We start from the raw sequence: 16,425 nt of genomic DNA on the forward strand, positions 1-16,425 counted from the left end.
TATAAAGTATAACCTTGGTTAGCAAAATAATACCACACCTACCGTTAGTGAATAGCACTCCTGCACACATCCAAAATTATCAAATATCCCCTAATTGTGGTCTGATCAGCATTTCTTCCACTACGCTGTTCTCTGATAAAATATAGGCGTTGTAAATTGCCATAGCCACGTCTTCGGCTTTAATAAAGCGCTCAGGCGGCAGGTCCACTCCTTCCCAGCTGGCTGTTAAAGTAGCCCCCGGAAGTATGGCCGTTACCCGCACGTTATGCTCTTTTGTTTCCTCACGCAAGACCTTTGTCATGCCATACAGGGCATATTTTGAAATACAATACGACCCTCCATTGATATAAGGCGTTATACTTGCCGTAGAGCACAGGTTAAAAATATGCCCAGATCGTCTTTTTATCATATCACCTATAATAGCCCTGGTCAGGTAGTAGGCGCTATAAAGGTTAGTATTTATCATAAAAGGGAGCGACTCTTCATCTTCTTCGGTCAGTTTACCAGGTACAAACAAGCCGCTGTTATTTACCAGAATATCAACTTTAACACTAAGATTGGCCACATAATCTGTAAAGGTCTTTAAAGATTTCCTGTCACTTAGATCTGCTTCATGGAAAAGCACTTTAGAGAATGTATATTTTTGTTCTATGTCCAGTTTCAACTTCTTCAGATCCTTTTCGTTTCTGGAACAGGTGATAATATGAAATCCTTCTTTGGCAAACTGTTCTATTACGGCTCTGCCGATTCCCTTTGTACCACCAGTAACCAAAATATATCGTTGCATAAGTATGTATCGTTTTATATGATTTCCAATTTTAAACGTAATATAGTTATTATTACCCTATTTTTGTTTAAAAACACGCTTTAAACCAGCATCAGAACCCTATATGTTGCAACACTTCGGAAAGTACCTACTCTTCATGTCAAACCTATTTAGTCGTGGAGAGTCGCCCAGGATCATTTTTAACAGAACGATCGATGAGGCTATACTTATAGGTATTAACTCAATTTTTATAGTAGCTATTGTCTCTACGTTTATCGGAGCAGTAACCTGCGTGCAGGTATCCTATAACCTGAACAACGCCTTCATACCACGCTCTACCATCGGTTTTATGGTTCGTGAAATGACGATACTTGAACTTGCCCCTACCATTACTTCCATTGTTCTGGCAGGTAAGGTAGGCTCCAGCATAGCGGGTGGTTTGGGAACAATGCAGATCACAGAACAAGTAGACGCACTGGAAGTGATGGGAATCAACTCAGCCTCTTACTTGGTGCTTCCAAAAATATTTGCTGCACTGCTGGTTTTCCCGATGCTTGTTGTCCTGTCAATGTTTCTTTCAATTGCTGGTGGCTATATTGCCGGCACTGTTACCGGAGCCTTAACAGCGCAGGAATATATAACCGGTATTCGTGAAGATTTTATTTCGTACAATGTTTTTTTCGCACTGATAAAATCCATTGTATTCGCATACCTGATCTCATCTATTTCTTCTTATAGGGGTTATTACACGTCAGGGGGTGCTTTGGAGGTAGGTGCTGCCAGTACTACAGCTGTAACTAACAGCGTAATAGCCGTGTTGATTGCTGACTTTATATGTGCTCAGCTGTTGCTTTGAGCAGAACGGTCAGGAAATTTTCATAGCAAATTGAGTAGCATAAAATAGACTTTAATGATAGAGATACATAATATACACAAATCTTTTAACGGGAAAAAGGTGCTTGATGGCATCAGCGGAGTGTTTGAGACCGGCAAGACCAACCTGTTGCTGGGCGCCAGCGGAACAGGCAAAAGCGTGCTTCTCAAGTGCATCGTGGGCCTGGTAAAGCCTGACCTTGGCAGTGTGACCTTCGACGGCACCTATTTTACAAACAACAAACTGGATATCCGTCAGGAGATCAGACGTAAGATCGGAATGCTTTTCCAGGGATCTGCCTTGTTCGACTCCATGAACGTGGAGCAGAATGTAGAATTCCCTTTGAAAATGCTGGCCAAGATGCCTAAGGATGAACGCCTGGACAGGGTAAATTTCTGCCTGAAGCGGGTGGGCCTTGAAAACTCAAACAACAAAATGCCTTCCGAATTGAGCGGTGGTATGAAAAAACGTGTTGGTATTGCGCGCGCCATTGCGCCAAACGCCACTTACCTGTTCTGCGATGAACCAAACTCGGGACTAGACCCACTTACAGCCATCAAGATTGATGAACTGATAAAAGAGATAACCGAAGAGTATAACATCACCACAATTGTGGTTACCCACGACATGAATTCAGTTATCGAGATCGGTGATAAGATCATGTTCCTTTACGAAGGGAAGAAACTTTGGGAAGGAACCCGGGATGACATCCTCGACTCAAATGTGAAAGAGCTGAATGAGTTTATTTTTGCAAATCGCCTGATGCGGGATGCCAAGAAGATTGAAGAGGAAGAAGAACAACACAAGCAACATCCACAGACATAAAAAAGCGAAAGCGGCTCCCTCAGATATCGAAGGAGCCGCTTTCGTTTAAAAAATAACTATAGTCTGGTTAATTTAAACCGAATAGCATACCCGATACCGTTGCCGTCATCATACAAGCCAGCGAAGCACCTAACAAGGCCAGGAAACCCAGTTTTGATAAATTACCCTGCTGCGAGGGCGCCATACTTCCGATACCCCCTATCTGAATGGCAATAGAGCTGAAGTTAGAAAAACCACATAGCGCGTAAGTAGACATGATCAGCGCCTTCGGACTTAATAGGTTAGCATTCTTCATTTCAGCAAGGTCCAGGTAAGCCACGAACTCATTAATAGCGGTTTTCTGACCTAACAAACTACCCACTAACAAAGTATCCTGCCAGGGAACTCCCATTATAAAGGCAAATACTCTAAAGATCTGGCCAAGTATATACTGCAGTGAAAAACCAGAGAAACGGCCATCCGTGCTGGCGATTACCCATTCGTTCAGGCCTGTCATGTCGCCAACCAAGTCAGTTAACAGGTAGTTAACGAGTGCAATAACAGCGATAAAAGCTAGTAGCATACCTCCAACGTTTGCAGCCAGCCTCAGGCCATCTGCAGCACCGCGGGATAAAGCATCCACCAGGTTCACACCTAGCTGCTCATCATTCACTTCCAGTTCTGTGTGGATCTTTTCTGGTTCCGTTTCGGGCACCAGGATCTTAGCAAGTACAATCCCCGCCGGAGCGTTCATGATAGAAGCGGTGAGTAAGTGTGCCGCAAAGATTGCTTTCTGTGCCGGATCATCTCCACCCAGAAACGCTACATAAGCAGCTAATACACCACCTGCCAGGGTCGCCATACCACCAGTCATCAAGCACATCAGCTCAGAACGCGTCATGCGGGCGATAAACGGACGAACAAGCAGCGGAGCCTCAGTCTGCCCCAGGAATATATTGCCTGCAGCAGATAAGCTCTCAGCGCCTGATAAACGCATCCCTTTAGACATTACCCAGGCAATACCGTAAACGATCTTCTGAAGTACGCCCAGGTAGTATAAGCCTGCTGATACCGTAGAAAAGAAGATAATGGTTGGCAACACTGAGAAAGCGAAGATAAAACCTAAGCCTGCATTTTGTGAAGGGTTTGCCAGGTTACCGAACAGGAACTGTGCACCGGCTTGTGAAAAGTCAAGGAATGTTACGAAGCCGCGGCTAACAGCGGCAAAACCATCTGCCACCAAAGGCACCTGGGTGACCAGCACACCAAACAAAAGTTGTAAAAAGACACCAAAGCCTACCAGCTTCCAGTCAATACGTTTTTTATTTTTTGAAAAAAGAAATGCAATTGCCAACAGGACAATAAGACCGATGACACCTCTAAAAATATCGTACATGGTTCAGGACAAAATTTGCCAAAAGTAACCCTATTATCTAATAAAACAAAAAGTCCTGCACCGTTATGGTACAGGACTTTTTTGAAGTAAGTTCGATGTTAAATCAGTTTCGCTTATTCAATTCGTCACGAATTTTTGCTGCTCGTTCGTAGTCCTCTTTTTCAAGGGCTTCATTGAGAAGTTTATTAAGCTCATCTACAGATGTTTGACTCAGAGACTCCTTGGAACTTGGCGTAGAAGATGAAGATGTAGAACTGCTTTTCACAGTCATTTCATCACTTTCTTCTTCCTCATCCTCCAGATCGCTCAAAATAATTCCTGCTTCCGACAGCACACTTTCTACTGTATAGATCGGCACCCCGAATCGTAATCCTATCGCGATGGCGTCTGAAGGGCGTGAATCCAGTTCGAATTCAGTAGTGCCATTCGTACACATGATCTTGGAGTAGAATACTCCTTCTTTGAGATCAGAAATCAATATTTCTGTGACCCTAACATCCATTTGCTCGGCAAATGATTTAAAAAGGTCGTGGGTTAGCGGCCGGTTCGGGTTTATCTTTTCGATTTGGATAGCGATGGATTGTGCCTCAAACATGCCGATAATGATCGGCAGCCTTCTGTTTCCATCTCTTTCCCCGAGCACAAGTGCAAACGATCCTGTCTGCGACTGGCTGGACGAAAGTCCAAGTATCTCTAACTGAATTTTCTTCACAGTATCTTCTACGTCTATTTGTCTAAAGCTTTTGCAGCTTCAATTAATTTAGGAACAACATCAAAAGCGTCTCCAACTATGCCATAATCAGCAGCTTTGAAGAAGGGTGCTTCCGGATCCTTATTAATAACGACAATAACTTTAGAAGAGTTAACCCCTGCCAGGTGCTGAATTGCACCAGATATACCAATTGCTATATAAAGGTTCGGACTAACAGTTATACCTGTCTGGCCAACGTGCTCATGGTGAGGTCTCCAATCCATGTCTGAAACCGGTTTAGAACAGGCAGTTGCAGCACCAAGTGCTTTTGCCAGATCCTCTACCAGGTGCCAGTTCTCCGGACCTTTCAGACCACGACCGCCAGATACAACAACTTCAGCTTCAGGCAAAAGTACACCGTCAGTTTCCTGCATCACAGTTTCCTTCGGAGCAGCAGCAAAGTCAGCTTCCGTAAGATCAGCTGATAGCTTCTCTACACTTGCGGAGCCACCTTCGTGAGCAACCTCGATCGAATTTTTCTTAACAGCGATGATTTTAACATCAGCAGTAAGTTCTACATCGGCAAATGCTTTACCGGAGAACACACCACGTGTAACCACAAAGTTGCTTCCGTTGATAGTTGGTAAAGCAGTAACGTTTGTTGCAAGTGAGCCATTCAGGCGCACTGCCAGTTTAGACCCTACAGCCGCGCCAATGTTTGTGTTGGAGAATACCAGCACTTTCGCGCTTTCCTGCTGTGCCGCTTTCGCGATCACTTTCACATACGCATCGGCAACAAATTGATTCAGGCGTTCATCGGCATCATATAATACCTTGCTGATTCCCTGCTCACCTAATCTGGCAAGTGCATCTTCGTGAACTTCACCAATAGCTACGGCAGTGGCTGATGTGCCTAATTGCTTTGCTACCTGGCTTCCGTAGGATGCCGCCTCCAGTGAGGACTTTTTGATCTCTCCGTTCAGACCTTCTACAAATACTAATACAGACATAGTTATAGTACTTTAGCTTCGTTTCTCAATAATGTAATCAATTCTCCTGCATTCTCAGGATCAATCAGTTTCACGCCACCTTTTTTCTCCGGCTTGCTGAAAGAGTCGATGCTGGTTTTTGCTTCTGCTCCAACAGGCTCTTTCACCGTTAATGGCTTTGTGCGTGCTGTCATGATGCCACGCATGTTTGGGATACGCGGCTCAGACATTGGCTGCTGTGCGCTGGCCACAAATGGCAGCTTCACTTCTACGACCTCTTTACCTCCCTCTATTTCACGCTCTAAACGGGCTGTGCTGTCATCGATCATGTCCAGTTTAAAGGCCGGTGTGATACTCGGCATACCCAGTATCTCGCCCACCATGTTGTGCACCTGGAAACCGTTATAATCAATTGACTCTTTACCCATCAGGATCATATCGTAGTTATTCTCTTTCGCTACGGCAGCAATCTGCTGGGCAACAAAGAAAGCATCTTTCGGAAATGCGTTTACTCGTATGGCATCATCTGCACCAATGGCAAGCGCCTTGCGGATGTTTGGCTCAGTATCGGCCTCTCCTACGTTCAAAACTGTAACTGTACCACCCTTTGCTTCTTTCAGCTCAATGGCTCTGGTCAGTGCATATTCATCCCATGGGTTGATAACAAACTGAACGCCGTTCTTGTCGAACTCTTTGTTATCTCCCGTAAAGTTGATCTTTGAAGTAGTATCGGGAACGTTACTGATGCAAACTAATATTTTCATGGTTAGAAATGTTAGCTTATTAAAAGTTAAATTTGTGCGAAGTTAGTTAAAATATAGCCAATTCGAAATGTCTCAAAATAGATTAGAACAACTTTTCAAGTTCCTGGAAGAAGACCCAAATGACGCCTTCACCCTGTACGCTATCGCTACAGAATATCGTAACTCTGATAAGCAGAAAGCAATGGAATACTATGAAAAACTGCTAGCCGAACATGAGAACTACGTCGGTACGTATTACCACGCAGCCAAACTATACGAAGAGTTTGGACAGAACGATGTAGCAGAGCGCATTTATAAAAAAGGAATGCAGATTAGCCGTCAGGAGGGCAACATGCACGCTTTCTCAGAACTGCAACAGGCCTACAATAAAATGATGGGCCTTGACTATGAGGATGACTAGTATTCCTCATCTGCCTGCATCAAAAATAGTATGCATGCAGCATATTTACAAGTACTACTTATAAAACTCTTCGCAGCTTATTTTGTTGCAGTTAATTTGAATTGTCCAAATAAGGCTACATCACTGCTTGAGCTCAATTATCATCTCGGGCAGCATGTGTGTTTCTTTTATTCCTAAACCGAATCACACATGCTGCCCGAGATGATGCAAAATATGGTAGCTAAGTATTAGGTTATTTTGAAGCAAACGACTTCTTGATACCCCATCACGAGAGCGTCAAAACCAGATCATCTGTGTTTACAAGTGCTCCTTCTGCTAAATGAATAGCTGATACCTGTGTGTCTTCCGGCGCTGTGATGGTTGTTTCCATTTTCATGGCTTCTATTATGAACAAGGGCGCATTCTTCTTGATGGGCTGCTCCTTTTCCACAAGTATCTTCGACAGCAGCCCCTGAAGGGGTGCCCCAACCTGTTTCGGATTTGCCTTGTCTATTTTCTGGTGTTGGATGCGCTCCACCTTCACCGACGTATCCCGAACTTCGATATTGCGTGTCTGCCCGTTCAGTTTAAAGAATACTGTCCGCATTCCGTCTTCGTCAACAGGCCCCATAGAGTGGTATTTGATCACGATGGATTTACCTCGCGCAATATCTATGATTGCTTCCTCACCATGTTGCATACCATAGAAGAAGAGGCGCGTCGGTATTTTAGAAACATCGCTATAAAGCTCATAATGTTTGTGGTACGCTTCGTAAACTTTTGGGTAAAGCTGGTAAGATAAAAAGTCTGTGAAACTGGTCTCTTTCCCGAACCTCTCCTGGAAAGCAGCAAATTCCTTATCAAAGTCAACTGGTTCCAGATGCTTGTTTGGCCGGTCTGTGAAAGGTTTCTCGTCTTTCAGTACGATCTCCTGAAGACGTTTAGGGAACCCGCCCACAGGTTGCCCAAGGTCGCCCCGGAAGAAAGACTGCACAGATTCAGGAAACGACACCTGCTCACCACGTTCCAGCACATCTACTGTCGTAAGATCGTTAGACACCAGGTATAATGCCATGTCTCCAACTACTTTAGAGCTTGGTGTAACCTTTACCACATCTCCAAACAGCTGATTTACTTCCGCATAAGTTTCCTTTATCAATTCCCACTTATCACCTAAACCCAACGCATTGGCCTGAGGGCGTAAGTTAGAGTATTGCCCTCCCGGAATCTCGTGACGGTATACTTCGGCAGTTCCAGCTTTTAAGCCCGACTCAAACGGGTAGTAATATTCCCGAACCGTTTCCCAGTAATTTGAGTGGCGGTTAAGGCTTTTCTGGTCAAACTCACGGTGACGCTCCTGCCCCCGCATCATTTCCACAATGGAGTTAAAGTTCGGCTGCGAAGTGAGCCCGGACATAGATCCCAAGGCAACATCCACCACGTCTACGCCAGCCTCAATGGCTTTCAGGTAAGTCGCTGACTGAATCGAAGCGGTATCGTGGGTATGTAAATGAATCGGGATTTTAACGGTATCACGCAGGGCAGTGATCAGTTCTGTTGCAGCATAAGGCTTTAACAAACCTGCCATGTCTTTAACAGCTAATATATGGGCTCCTGCATCTTCCAGCTGCTTGGCTAACTGCAGGTAGTACTTGAGTGTATACTTTGTCTTTTCCGGGTTCAGTATATCTCCTGTGTAGCAGATAGACCCTTCCGCGAGGCCCTTGGTACGCTTCCGCACGAAATTGATGCATGGCTCCATGCTCTTCATCCAGTTCAGGGAGTCGAAAATGCGAAAAACGTCCACACCTGTCTCCCAGGATTTCTCCACAAAAGCTTCGATCAGGTTATCGGGATAAGCTTTGTAACCTACTCCGTTAGAGCCCCGGAGAAGCATTTGCAGCAATATGTTTGGTACGGCTTTTCGTATCTCTGCCAGTCGGCTCCACGGGTCTTCGTGCAGAAAACGCAGACATACATCAAAAGTAGCCCCACCCCATACTTCCATGCTAAACGTTTGTGGGTGGTCTTTTGCGTAACCTTCTGCTATCTTCAGCATATCAAATGTACGCATGCGCGTCGCCAGCAAAGACTGGTGCGCATCCCTGAAAGTAGTATCGGTGTAATGTATCAGCGGGTCTTTTCGTAACCACTTAGAGAACTCCTCCGGCCCTAACTCTGTAAGCAGGTCTTTTGTGCCTTTTTGGTATGGTTGCTGCAGGTTGCTGCCAAAAAAATCAGGCTTCCGGAGTACTTTGTCCTTATCCGGATTTTTAACATCCGGATTACCATTCACTATCACATCGCCCAAAAAGGAAAGCATTTTAGTGGCCCTGTCCCGGCGGTGTTTGAAAATAAACAGTTCCGGGTGGGTCTTGATAAAGTCGACGGTATATTCACCAGAAATAAACTCCGGGTGATTAATGATATTCTGCAGGAACTGTATGTTCTGCTTCACGCCCCTGATGCGGAATTCATCCAGGGTACGGGACATTTTCATGGCGGCATGGCGCAGCGTTGGTGCATGGGCCGATACTTTTACCAACAGCGAATCAAAGAAAGGACTGATCTTAGCACCCTGGTACACACTGCCCTGGTCCAGACGGATACCGAAACCACCGGCACTACGGTAAGCGATCACTGTTCCATAGTCAGGCTTAAAGTCGTTTTCCGGATCTTCTGTTGTGATACGACATTGAATTGCAACTCCGTTGGCTCTTACTTTGTGGTTTGGCCCCAGCAGCACTTCTTCGTTATCTAATGTATACCCGTCAGCAATAAATATCTGGGTTTTTATCAGGTCTATCCCGGTTATCATCTCTGTAACCGTGTGCTCTACCTGGATGCGGGGATTCACTTCAATAAAGAAGATGTTATTTGTATGCGGTTCAACCAGAAACTCCACCGTGCCCACGTTATTGTAGTTAACGGCTTTGCATATCTTAATTGCATAGTCATACAGTTTCTGCCGCACGTTTTCATCCAGACTGATGGCCGGCGCTACTTCCACCACTTTCTGAAACCTGCGCTGTACGGAACAATCCCTCTCAAACAAGTGCGTAATGTTGCCGTAATTATCGGCCACGATCTGCACTTCAATATGCTTAGGGTTTTCCACGTACTTCTCCAGGAAAACGGTATCATCGCCGAAAGCCTTTTGCGCCTCGTTCTTAGCCTCAAAAAAACCTCGTTCCAACTGATCGTCATCCCGTATCACACGCATACCACGACCTCCTCCTCCTGCAGCAGCCTTCAGCATAAGTGGATAGCCAACGCGGTGCGCTTCTTCCAAAGCGGTCTCAAAGGTATTCAGATCCAGATCGTTACTCTGTATTATAGGCACTTCGCAGCTAACAGCTACCTTTTTGGCAGCTATCTTATCGCCAAGTGAAGCCATTACCTTTGGCTTCGGACCAATGAATATGATGTCGTTATCGGCACACTTTTGCGAGAAATGCTGGTTCTCTGATAGAAATCCATATCCTGGATGAATAGCGTCTACCCCATTTTCCTTTGCGATCTGAATTATGCCGTCAATATCCAGGTAAGGCTGCAGGGGTTGATTGTCCTTGCCGACCTGGTAGGCTTCATCTGCCTTGTAGCGGTGCAGGGAATAGCGGTCTTCATAGGTGTAGATGGCAACTGTTCGGATGTTTAGCTCAGAACAGGCACGTAATACGCGTATTGCGATCTCGCCACGGTTCGCGACAAGTACTTTTTTTATGTTCATAGAAGGTGAGATGAGATATGAGTTTTAACCATTGATGCTTTCGTGGATCCCTGGCCAGACAACAGGATACTTTTACAGGTTGGCCCTACTATTTATAAGCCTACCCTAGTTCGTATTCAGCAACTGCCCAGACAGCAAATAATACCTGTTTTTACTCCAGAAGGTTATAATTCAATTTTACCTATACTACTGTTATTTAACCACTCTACAATTCTACCCCTAAAATAAACTAAATGAGCAGCCAGCATTTTTGCAGTTTAAGGAAGAACAAATAGCCGAAATGCAGGTTAAAAGGTAAAACCAGAAACTCATGACACGCAACAACAAAAACATTCTCATCATAGGCGGGACCTCAGGCATTGGACTGGAAACAGCGCGTCAACTCAAGCAAAATGGGGCTAATGTGATCACAGCATCCCGGAAAAATTCTGAAGAGGCAGAAAGTCTGGGCCTTCCGCACATTGCTTTAGATGTCCTGCAGTTTGATAATACTTTTACAGGTCAGCTTCCGGAAGTTTTGCATGGGTTGGTGTATTGCCCTGGCAGTATCAAATTGAAACCCTTTGAACGATTGCAGGCAGAAGATTTCAGGAACGACTTTGAGTTAAATGTTTTAGGTGCGGTGCAGGTGTTAAAGGCTGTTATACCTATGCTTAAAAAAGCGGAAGGGGCCAGTGTTGTACTCTTCAGTACTGTGGCAGCACAGCTGGGTATGCCATACCACGCCTCTATAGCCACGGCAAAAGCGGCTGTTCAGGGCCTGACTGTTGCGCTGGCAGCGGAATATGCCAGTACACATATCCGATTCAATGCTGTGGCACCCTCCTTAACAGATACACCACTTGCTTCGTCACTTTTAAGCACACCAGAAAAAACAGAAGCGGCCGGCAAGCGTCACCCCTTGGGCAGAGTTGGGCGTCCGGAAGACATGGCAGCTGCCGCTACTTTCTTGTTATCAGAAGAATCGGGATGGATGACAGGCCAGGTACTACACGTTGATGGCGGCATGAGTACTGTAAAGCTTCTCTAAGGCTACTAAAAACTTATTACTATACTTACCCAAACAACATAACACATTTATAATGCTCCTTTTCTGGTTTCGCCGTGACCTGCGGCTACATGATAATGCTGGTTTCTACCATGCCCTGACCAGTGGCAAGAAAGTATTGCCACTTTTTATTTTTGATACCGATATTTTAGCTTACCTCGAAGATAAAGCGGATGCGCGCATTACATTTATACATGACTCCGTTACCGAGATGCACCAGAAGCTGCAAGCGCTTGGAAGCACTTTGCTAGTAAAGTTTGGAAAGCCTGTTGAAGTTATTGAGCAATTAACAAAGGAGTATGATTTAGATGGGATCTATACGAATCGAGATTATGAGCCATACGCAAGGGAACGTGATAAGCAGATATATGAGAAAATGCAGGCACTGGGGTTGGCATATACCTCCTTCAAGGACCAGGTGATCTTTGAACGCAATGAGATCATGACACAGGGAGATACTCCTTACAAAGTATACACGCCCTATAAAAACACCTGGCTTAAAGCTTTTAAAAATTCCATGGCTGAGCCATGTGAAAGTGAAAAACACTTTGACCAGCTTTACCAACACAAAAAAACACAGGTACTTTCATTCAAAGAGATCGGCTTTAAAAAATCAGACCTTCAGGTACCAAAACCCGACCTTTCTGCTGCCACCCTAAAGCGATATGATGAAACCCGAAACCTGCCGGCGCTAGACGCAACCAGCCATCTTAGTCCACACTTGCGCTTTGGCACAACAAGTATAAGGGAAGCTGTAAAATTGGCTTTAAAGCATAACGGCACATGGTTGCAGGAGCTTATATGGCGGGAGTTTTTCATGCAGTTGCTTTTTCATTATCCAGCGTCGGCCAAAGACAGTTTTTACCCAAAGTTCAGGCAAATAGAATGGCGAAACGACGAAGCTGAATTTAAGCGCTGGTGCGAAGGCAAAACCGGCTTTCCACTTGTGGATGCAGGCATGCGTGAATTGAACGAAACAGGCTTTATGCACAACCGGGTACGTATGGTTGTTGCTAGTTTCCTGATCAAAGATCTGCTGATAGACTGGCGCTGGGGAGAAGCTTACTTTGCTGAAAAGCTACTGGATTATGAAATGTCCAGTAACGTGGGCAACTGGCAATGGGCCGCAGGAACAGGGGCAGATGCACAACCATACTTCCGCGTATTTAACCCCGACAGCCAGATCAAAAAGTTTGACAAAGATCATGTTTACATCAAGCGATGGGTACCTGAGTTCGGTACCACAGCCTATCCTAAGCCAATGGTAGATCACAATGAAGCGCGCGAGAGGGCCATAACTGCCTATAAAAAATCTATTGCTGTAATTGGCTAGCTAATTGTGTTTGCAGAATTCCGGGTACTACTTCCCAAATCCTGTGTATCTTTGGCACGATGCTCCGACGAATTATACTTATACTTGGTTTCCCGGTTCTTTGCTTGCCTACTGTTAGTAAAGCACAACAAATTTTGCCCGATACAACGGAGACCACTATAACTCAGGTTAACAAAAAAAAATTGTTTGCCTTAAGCAGCACCTTTGCTGTAGGGTACTCTGCGCTGATGATCTCATTGAATCAAGCCTGGTACTCGAAAGAAGAACGCACAGACTTTCACTTCTTTAACGATAACAGTGAATGGAAGCAGATGGATAAAGCGGGGCATTACTGGGGAGCTTTCCATGAAAGCAGAGCAGGTATCGACATGCTTCGCTGGGCGGGAGTGCCTGACAAAAAAGCTATACTTTATGGTGGCCTGCTTGGTGCAGTACTACAAACTCCAATCGAAGTTTTTGATGGATATCAAGGAAATTATGGTGCATCCGTTGGTGACCTTATCGCTAACGCTACAGGCTCTGCTACGGTAATTGCTCAGGAGTTGGCCTGGAATGAGATCCGGATCATGCCAAAGTATTCTTTCCATACAACACCTTACGCTGATATGCGTCCTAACGTGCTTGGCAGCAACTTAAGCGAGAAGGCACTAAAAGATTACAATGGGCAAACCTATTGGTTTTCAGTAAATGTAGGCGCTTTTTTACCAGAGTCAACGAAATACCCTAAATGGCTTAATGTAGCTGTAGGTTACGGGGCACAGGAGATGGTCTATAACAGCGCCAGTGGCAACCAGGCTTTAGGCCTGGACGCACACCGCCAGTTTTATATAAGCCCGGACCTGAACCTGATGCACTTTAAAGGACGCAGCAAAGTATGGAATACGGCATTGTATGTGCTAAGCATTGTTAAAGTACCTGCTCCAGCCCTGGAATACAACCGGAAAGACGGATTGAAACTACACCCCTTATACTTTTAAGGCTTTTCGCCCTAACCCTCGTATCTTTACTAATAAATCAAGTTGCTGAAGCAGGCATGGTAAATTGCTACAGGGATAAAGTCATCTAAATAAAATTTGCATGAATGTAGGAGACAGAGTGCGTTTAATGTCCGGACGAGAGGAAGGCATCATTACCCGCATACTAGAAAACAATATAGTTGAAGTTGCCATTGATAACGATTTTACCATACCCGTGGCACGACGCGAAGTAGTGGTAATTGCGCCTGAAGAAGCTAAGTTCTTAAAACAGGATGATACATCAATCCAGCCATCAAAACGGCAGGAGCCTGTTGCCCCTGTGTTGGCGGCGCAGGGAATTTACCTGGCACTTGCACACCAATCAGAAGAACTGCTGGCTGTAACTATGGTAAACAATACGGACTTTGATGTGCTGTTTACATCTGGCGAAGACCGCGACAACAAATACCGCGGATTGCAGAACGATAAATTAGCTCCCAAAACAACCCGCGTTATTACCCATTATCATCTGAAAGATTTTGAAAAATGGCCCAGCCTGCTGATCCAGTTCATACAGCACCGCAATGGCAGTGCCACCCTTTTTGAACCTGTAACGAAGCGGGTACAGTTCAGGGCTAACTCATTTTACAAGAGCAAGAAAATGGCCCCCGTGCTTAACAAAGAAGCCTACCTGTTTCAGCTGGATCAGAAGCCTGTTGCCGTTAACACCGATAAAATTGCCGAGCAGCTTATCAATGCCACCACACAGCATGAGAGCTTTAAGTTACAGGCACCGGAACATGAGATCGACCTGCACATCGAAAAACTAATTGAAGACCATACAGGCATGAGCAACAGTGCCATTCTGAAGCTGCAGCTGGAGAAGTTCCAGGATGCTTTAGACAGGGCAATGGCTGCTAACATGCATGAAATCGTATTTATACACGGGGCCGGAAACGGAATTCTTCGGAAAGAGATACAGAAAGCATTAAGCCGCACACCAGGGATCAAATACTTTGAAGACGCCAAAAAGGAGAAATTTGGCTATGGAGCTACGTTGGTTAAATTGAAGTAGCCAAGGTTCCGTAAATCTTAGATCCTGATTGAATTTTGGGTGACAATAAATTGTTACCTTTACTGCATAAAAATTAACAGCAAGCCGTCTTATCGCCGTCCTGAGTGATCAGGAGGGAGGAAAGTCCGGGCAACGCAGAGCATCCTACTTCCTAACGGGAAGGGTCTTTTCGGGCAACTGAAAAGATACAGCCAGTGCCACAGAAAATAACCGCCGGCAGCAATGCAGGTAAGGGTGAAAAGGTGCGGTAAGAGCGCACCAGCGGCTGGGTGACCAGTCCGGCTGGGTAAACCTTAGGAGTTGAAAGACCAAATAGGCTGGCAGCGCCCTGCTTCGGTGGGGCTAAGGGCTGCTCGTCCGATGTCAGTGGGTAGGTCGATGGAGCCTGCGCGTGAGTACAGGCCTAGATAAATGATAAGACGCACACTTATAGTGTAGCGACAGAACCCGGCTTATAGGCTTGCTGTTAACTTTTATACCCTCTCCTTTTCATTAAGTAGTCTGTCTAAAAGCGAAGATTCCAAATTCGGAACTCGTTTCCGTCTTCCTTATCTTTGCAGCTCAATTCCGAATTTGCAATATGTTGGATTTAACTTTATACGACCCGTTTGAGAACATGCAGTTTACAGATACAAACTGTTTCTTATGCGGCACTCATATTACAAACGAACATCGTACTCCTGTTTTTGGAGAATGGCTTCAGCACAAGTATAACCTTCAGAATAAGGAGCTTCTGCTTCTCGATAAAAGCGTTACCACATTCGGCCAACTTACGATACCCTGCTGCGACCGCTGCCATACGCATTATGTTTTGCCACTTGAGGCAGAAATAGCTGAAGCAGCTGATAAGGGCATGGCAGGTTTACAGGCCCTGGATCGTCAAAAGCTTTTCCAGTGGATTGGTAAAATGTATTACGGCACGTTGGTTAATGAACTGATCAAGGAAGCTGATCCTCTTGTAATGCCTGAATATGCGGTTAGCGAGGACCCTAAAATGCTGGGTAAATTCAGGTCTTTCTTCCAGGTGCTGCAGTCGATGCGCGTACCCATGGTATTTGCCGATTTCTTACCTTGTTCTCTTATATTTCTGGAGGTAGATCCGGCGGAGGATGACCTTCCTTTTGAATATCAGGATGAATTAACTACCATGGCTTTCAGCGTTAAACTTGGTTCTGTGGCCATTATCTGTACACTTTTAGATAATGGGATCATTGGAAAAGCATTAGGTAGATTGACTCAGGCAACCGAGGGAAAGAAGTTACATCCTGTACAATTGGCAGAATTTAAGGCTCGCGCTTTTTATGCTGCTTACATTTTCAATGTTGTGCCTGAATACTTCATCCGTCCACAAAAACCTGAAGACCATCACCTGGTACTGGACACGCTGATTGATGATGTTACCAATGAGATATTTAATCCGTGGGAGATGACAGCCTATTCCCATATGCTGGAAGAGATGCTAAAACCATGGGGGATCAGGGAACATGAAATACTAGAAGCGCCTAATAAGCCTATAAGTTATTTACTCACCGAGGATAACACATTTAAGTCTATGCAAAGCTTTACCAGATAGCTTAATATAGACGCAAACCTATCATACAGCAGCGGCGGCCAAAAGAT

At 45.1% G+C, this 16,425-nt stretch carries 14 protein-coding genes and 1 other RNA gene; 9 read left to right on the forward strand and 6 right to left on the reverse strand.

Annotated elements, in window-relative coordinates; all coding sequences use genetic code 11:
- Positions 1-79 precede the first annotated feature (79 nt).
- Positions 80-787, reverse strand: a complete 708-nt coding sequence (locus ACSX1A_RS09630) for an SDR family oxidoreductase (RefSeq protein ID WP_439883421.1) — start codon at positions 785-787, stop codon at positions 80-82.
- Positions 788-890: 103 nt separating this feature from the next.
- On the opposite strand from ACSX1A_RS09630, the gene ACSX1A_RS09635 reads away from it, so the two are divergent.
- Both ACSX1A_RS09635 and ACSX1A_RS09640 read left to right on the forward strand, forming a co-directional pair.
- Positions 891-1,622, forward strand: a complete 732-nt coding sequence (locus ACSX1A_RS09635; RefSeq protein WP_439883422.1) for an MlaE family ABC transporter permease — start codon at positions 891-893, stop codon at positions 1,620-1,622.
- A gap of 54 nt (positions 1,623-1,676) precedes the next feature.
- Positions 1,677-2,465, forward strand: coding sequence for an ABC transporter ATP-binding protein (locus ACSX1A_RS09640; RefSeq protein ID WP_439883423.1), 789 nt, complete (start codon positions 1,677-1,679; stop codon positions 2,463-2,465).
- Between the two features lie 67 nt (positions 2,466-2,532).
- Here ACSX1A_RS09640 and ACSX1A_RS09645 read toward each other — a convergent pair whose 3' ends face one another.
- The 4 genes from ACSX1A_RS09645 to ACSX1A_RS09660 form a co-directional block, all read right to left on the reverse strand.
- Entirely contained in the window at positions 2,533-3,840 is a 1,308-nt protein-coding gene (locus tag ACSX1A_RS09645; protein ID WP_439883424.1) for a NupC/NupG family nucleoside CNT transporter, read from the reverse strand.
- Between the two features lie 103 nt (positions 3,841-3,943).
- On the reverse strand, positions 3,944-4,552 hold the full coding sequence (locus tag ACSX1A_RS09650) for a bifunctional nuclease domain-containing protein (RefSeq protein ID WP_439883425.1): 609 nt from the start codon (positions 4,550-4,552) through the stop codon (positions 3,944-3,946).
- 14 nt (positions 4,553-4,566) lie between these two features.
- Positions 4,567-5,541 carry an electron transfer flavoprotein subunit alpha/FixB family protein gene (locus tag ACSX1A_RS09655; RefSeq protein ID WP_439883426.1) on the reverse strand — a complete coding sequence of 325 codons (975 nt, stop codon included), beginning with the start codon at positions 5,539-5,541 and terminating at the stop codon, positions 4,567-4,569.
- Between the two features lie 2 nt (positions 5,542-5,543).
- Positions 5,544-6,284 (reverse strand): electron transfer flavoprotein subunit beta/FixA family protein, encoded by a 741-nt coding sequence (locus tag ACSX1A_RS09660; RefSeq protein WP_439883427.1) that lies wholly within the window; start codon positions 6,282-6,284, stop codon positions 5,544-5,546.
- 67 nt (positions 6,285-6,351) lie between these two features.
- Here ACSX1A_RS09660 and ACSX1A_RS09665 point away from each other — a divergent pair, with 67 nt between their 5' ends.
- Positions 6,352-6,684, forward strand: a complete 333-nt coding sequence (locus ACSX1A_RS09665; protein ID WP_439883428.1) for a tetratricopeptide repeat protein — start codon at positions 6,352-6,354, stop codon at positions 6,682-6,684.
- A 265-nt stretch (positions 6,685-6,949) separates the two neighbouring features.
- Here ACSX1A_RS09665 and ACSX1A_RS09670 read toward each other — a convergent pair whose 3' ends face one another.
- Entirely contained in the window at positions 6,950-10,393 is a 3,444-nt protein-coding gene (locus tag ACSX1A_RS09670) for a pyruvate carboxylase (protein ID WP_439883429.1), read from the reverse strand.
- Positions 10,394-10,703: 310 nt separating this feature from the next.
- On the opposite strand from ACSX1A_RS09670, the gene ACSX1A_RS09675 reads away from it, so the two are divergent.
- The 6 genes from ACSX1A_RS09675 (at position 10,704) to ACSX1A_RS09700 (ending at position 16,378) form a co-directional block, all read left to right on the forward strand.
- Positions 10,704-11,423: an SDR family NAD(P)-dependent oxidoreductase gene (locus ACSX1A_RS09675; protein WP_439883430.1), complete on the forward strand. Its 720-nt coding sequence runs from the start codon at positions 10,704-10,706 to the stop codon at positions 11,421-11,423.
- 52 nt (positions 11,424-11,475) lie between these two features.
- On the forward strand, positions 11,476-12,774 hold the full coding sequence (locus tag ACSX1A_RS09680) for a cryptochrome/photolyase family protein (RefSeq protein WP_439883431.1): 1,299 nt from the start codon (positions 11,476-11,478) through the stop codon (positions 12,772-12,774).
- Positions 12,775-12,833: 59 nt separating this feature from the next.
- Positions 12,834-13,751: a DUF2279 domain-containing protein gene (locus ACSX1A_RS09685; RefSeq protein ID WP_439883432.1), complete on the forward strand. Its 918-nt coding sequence runs from the start codon at positions 12,834-12,836 to the stop codon at positions 13,749-13,751.
- Positions 13,752-13,851: 100 nt separating this feature from the next.
- On the forward strand, positions 13,852-14,805 hold the full coding sequence (locus tag ACSX1A_RS09690) for a DUF2027 domain-containing protein (protein ID WP_439883433.1): 954 nt from the start codon (positions 13,852-13,854) through the stop codon (positions 14,803-14,805).
- Positions 14,806-14,881: 76 nt separating this feature from the next.
- An RNA gene (gene rnpB / locus ACSX1A_RS09695) (RNase P RNA component class A) lies at positions 14,882-15,276 on the forward strand.
- Between the two features lie 109 nt (positions 15,277-15,385).
- The gene (locus ACSX1A_RS09700) at positions 15,386-16,378 is read left to right on the forward strand and encodes a hypothetical protein (protein ID WP_439883434.1); all 993 of its coding nucleotides are present in this window, start codon (positions 15,386-15,388) and stop codon (positions 16,376-16,378) included.
- The last annotated feature ends 47 nt before the right edge of the window (positions 16,379-16,425 follow it).

Source organism: Pontibacter sp. MBLB2868 (assembly GCF_051904785.1).
Classification (GTDB): Bacteria; Bacteroidota; Bacteroidia; order Cytophagales; family Hymenobacteraceae; genus Pontibacter.

Coding starts and splice junctions, on each gene's coding strand:
- ACSX1A_RS09635 (WP_439883422.1), top strand. CDS start 891: ATGTTGCAACACTTCGGAAAGTACCTACTCTTCATGTCAAACCTATTT.
- ACSX1A_RS09685 (WP_439883432.1), top strand. CDS start 12,834: ATGCTCCGACGAATTATACTTATACTTGGTTTCCCGGTTCTTTGCTTG.
- ACSX1A_RS09660 (WP_439883427.1), bottom strand. CDS start 6,284: ATGAAAATATTAGTTTGCATCAGTAACGTTCCCGATACTACTTCAAAG.
- ACSX1A_RS09675 (WP_439883430.1), top strand. CDS start 10,704: ATGACACGCAACAACAAAAACATTCTCATCATAGGCGGGACCTCAGGC.
- ACSX1A_RS09670 (WP_439883429.1), bottom strand. CDS start 10,393: ATGAACATAAAAAAAGTACTTGTCGCGAACCGTGGCGAGATCGCAATA.
- ACSX1A_RS09640 (WP_439883423.1), top strand. CDS start 1,677: ATGATAGAGATACATAATATACACAAATCTTTTAACGGGAAAAAGGTG.
- ACSX1A_RS09645 (WP_439883424.1), bottom strand. CDS start 3,840: ATGTACGATATTTTTAGAGGTGTCATCGGTCTTATTGTCCTGTTGGCA.
- ACSX1A_RS09630 (WP_439883421.1), bottom strand. CDS start 787: ATGCAACGATATATTTTGGTTACTGGTGGTACAAAGGGAATCGGCAGA.
- ACSX1A_RS09690 (WP_439883433.1), top strand. CDS start 13,852: ATGAATGTAGGAGACAGAGTGCGTTTAATGTCCGGACGAGAGGAAGGC.
- ACSX1A_RS09655 (WP_439883426.1), bottom strand. CDS start 5,541: ATGTCTGTATTAGTATTTGTAGAAGGTCTGAACGGAGAGATCAAAAAG.
- ACSX1A_RS09680 (WP_439883431.1), top strand. CDS start 11,476: ATGCTCCTTTTCTGGTTTCGCCGTGACCTGCGGCTACATGATAATGCT.
- ACSX1A_RS09700 (WP_439883434.1), top strand. CDS start 15,386: ATGTTGGATTTAACTTTATACGACCCGTTTGAGAACATGCAGTTTACA.
- ACSX1A_RS09665 (WP_439883428.1), top strand. CDS start 6,352: ATGTCTCAAAATAGATTAGAACAACTTTTCAAGTTCCTGGAAGAAGAC.